This is a genomic window from Actinomadura soli (assembly GCF_005889715.1).
GTDB lineage: Bacteria > Actinomycetota > Actinomycetes > Streptosporangiales > Streptosporangiaceae > Spirillospora > Spirillospora soli.
In genome coordinates this window covers 1-2,303 of record NZ_VCKW01000504.1, presented here as the reverse complement: position 1 = coordinate 2,303, position 2,303 = coordinate 1, and the positions used below count along the sequence as shown (strand labels likewise).

3 protein-coding genes are annotated in these 2,303 nt (G+C 73.8%); 2 read left to right on the top strand and 1 reads right to left on the bottom strand.

What is annotated here, in order from left to right; genetic code table 11:
• A partial coding sequence (locus tag ETD83_RS41250; RefSeq protein WP_138650674.1) for a hypothetical protein occupies positions 1-734 on the bottom strand: 734 nt, incomplete at its 3' end.
• Between the two features lie 448 nt (positions 735-1,182).
• On the opposite strand from ETD83_RS41250, the gene ETD83_RS41245 reads away from it, so the two are divergent.
• Together ETD83_RS41245 and ETD83_RS41240 are read left to right on the top strand one after the other, a co-directional pair.
• Positions 1,183-1,917 carry a lysophospholipid acyltransferase family protein gene (locus ETD83_RS41245; RefSeq protein WP_138650673.1) on the top strand — a complete coding sequence of 245 codons (735 nt, stop codon included), beginning with the start codon at positions 1,183-1,185 and terminating at the stop codon, positions 1,915-1,917.
• Between the two features lie 33 nt (positions 1,918-1,950).
• The coding region (locus ETD83_RS41240; RefSeq protein WP_230421534.1) for a DUF5931 domain-containing protein at positions 1,951-2,303 on the top strand (353 nt) is incomplete at its 3' end.

Genomic DNA, 2,303 nt, shown 5'->3' with positions numbered 1-2,303 from the left:
AGATGTGTATAAGAGCCAGGGGGAGGGGGCGGGACGTAGTGGCCGTCGTCGTCGGCGTCCGGCGGGAACTCGGGCGTCTCGGCGGCCCTGATCACGCGGGCGCGGGGGAGGCGGCCGGTGCGGTCGTCGCCCTCCTGCGGCGGGTCGGCGGGCTCGCGGACGTTCTCCTCGTCGGGCCAGGGGACGTCCTCGCCGTCCGGCGTCGAGTCGAAGCCGGCGACGATCTCGGCCCAGATGGCGTCCTCGTCGCGCTCTCCGGGCGCGTCCGCGTCCTTGGCGGCCGCGCCGCCTTCGGCGCCCTTGCCGCCCTGGTCGGAGGCCCCGCGCCGGTCGGGGGAGTCGGCCGTGCCGGGAGGTCCGGCGACGCCGGTCTCGGGACGCTCGCCCGCGTCGGAGCGCTCGCCGTCGGAGCCGCGGGCGGACGCGTCGCGCAGCCGGGCGAGATGGGCGCGCAGGATGCCCTCCGCGGCGGGCTTCATGTCGACGTCGACGTACAGCCGGTCGAGGACGTCGCCGGCGACGGGCTCCCCGGCGGGCTCGGCGCGGTCGCCGCGGTCGGTCAGGTCGGCGCGGTCGGCCAGGTCGGCCAGCTCGGCGAGGTCGGACGGCGAGGCCGCGTAGGCCGCCACCCCGGCCTCGCCCAGCGCCGTCAGCATCGCGTCGGCGAGGTGCGGGGCGAGGTCGACCAGTGGGGCGTAGGTGTCCGCTGACAGTCCATTGCCACGGCGATTCACGGGGCCGGCTCCTTCGACGACTCCGGCGTGACCGACGGCACCGGCATGACGGCCTCCGCCCCCTATCGACATGGGTCCGGACGCGCCGCCGCTCGCGACGGCACTCCCGGACACCCTGAAACGTGTGTCCCACGGTATTCGCTGCGTCGCCCGGGACAAGCCCCCGGGCGCACCCGATTGAGATTTACGCATCAGAGCCTACGTTCATTCCCGGCCCCGCGAGCCGCCCCCCGCGGGCGTCGCGCGGCGGCCCGGTACCGGCCGGGGCCGCGACCGGCCGGAGGCCGGGCTCGGGCCGGGACGGGGCGCCCGGTCAGGTGCCCGGTGTCCGGCGATGTACCGGCTGGTAGAACGGTGAGACGCGGAGTGGGAAGATGTCCCATCATCCCCGTCGGTCAGGGACCGTCCGCGCCGAACCCTGGGGCGCGCGGTCCGAGGAGGTCCCCGCATGCTCTGGTTCTGGATCCTGCTCAGGATCGTTCTCTCGCCGATCCTGTACCTCGGATGGTGGCCGCGGAACCGCGGGGCGAGGAACGTCCCGAAGCGGGGTCCCGCGCTGCTGGTGAGCAACCACCTGTCGTTCGCCGACCACTTCTTCGGGCCGCTGCCGCTGCTGCGGCCGATCTTCTTCATCGGCAAGGGCGAGTACTTCACCGGCGAGGGGATCAAGGGGCTGATCAGCAAGGGGTTCTTCACCGGGGTCGGCGTCGTGCCGGTGGACCGGACGGGCGGCTCGTCGGCCGAGGCGGCGCTGCAGACGGGGTTGCGGATCCTCGCGGAGGGCAAGCTGCTCGGCATCTACCCGGAGGGCACCCGCGCGCCCGACAACCGGCTGTACCGCGGCAAGACGGGGGTCGCGCGGCTGGCGCTGAAGTCGCGGGTCCCGGTGATCCCGATGGCGATGGTCAACACGTTCGAGCTGATGCCGCCGGGCAAGCCGTACCCGCGGCTCGGGGTGCGGCCCGGCGTCCGGTTCGGCGAGCCCATGGACTTCTCCAGGTACTACGGCCGCGAGGACGACAAGGAGGTCCTGCGGCGGATCACCGACGAGATCATGCAGGCGATCAGGGAGCTGTCGGGCCAGGAGTACGTCGATCGGTACGCCGCCGAGGTGAAGGCGGAGCTGGCCGGAAAGCCCGTGCGCCCGGTGGACGACGACGGGGGACTGAGCGACTCCGGCTGAGCCCCACAAGGGAACTGAGATGAGCGACGGCGGATGAGCGAGGCCGATCGGGGGATGGGGCTGGAGGCCGCGCTGTGGCGGGCCGTCGCGGTCTACCGCGGCCTGGCGCTGGTGTACGCCGCCGCCGTGATCGCCATGAACTTCGACGGCTACGCCCGTCCGGCCGCTGGCTGGGCGGTCCTCGCGGTCATGGCCGCCTGGACGGCGTACACGGTGCCCGCCTTCGGTGATCCGCGGCGGCGCGGGTGGCCGCTGCTCGGCGCCGATCTCGCCGTCGCGTCCGGATGCCTGGTCGCCACGGCGTGGGTGGAAACGCCCGCGAACATCGCCGACGGCCGTCCGACACTGCCGGTGTCGTGGGTGGCGGCGGCGGTGCTGTCATGGGC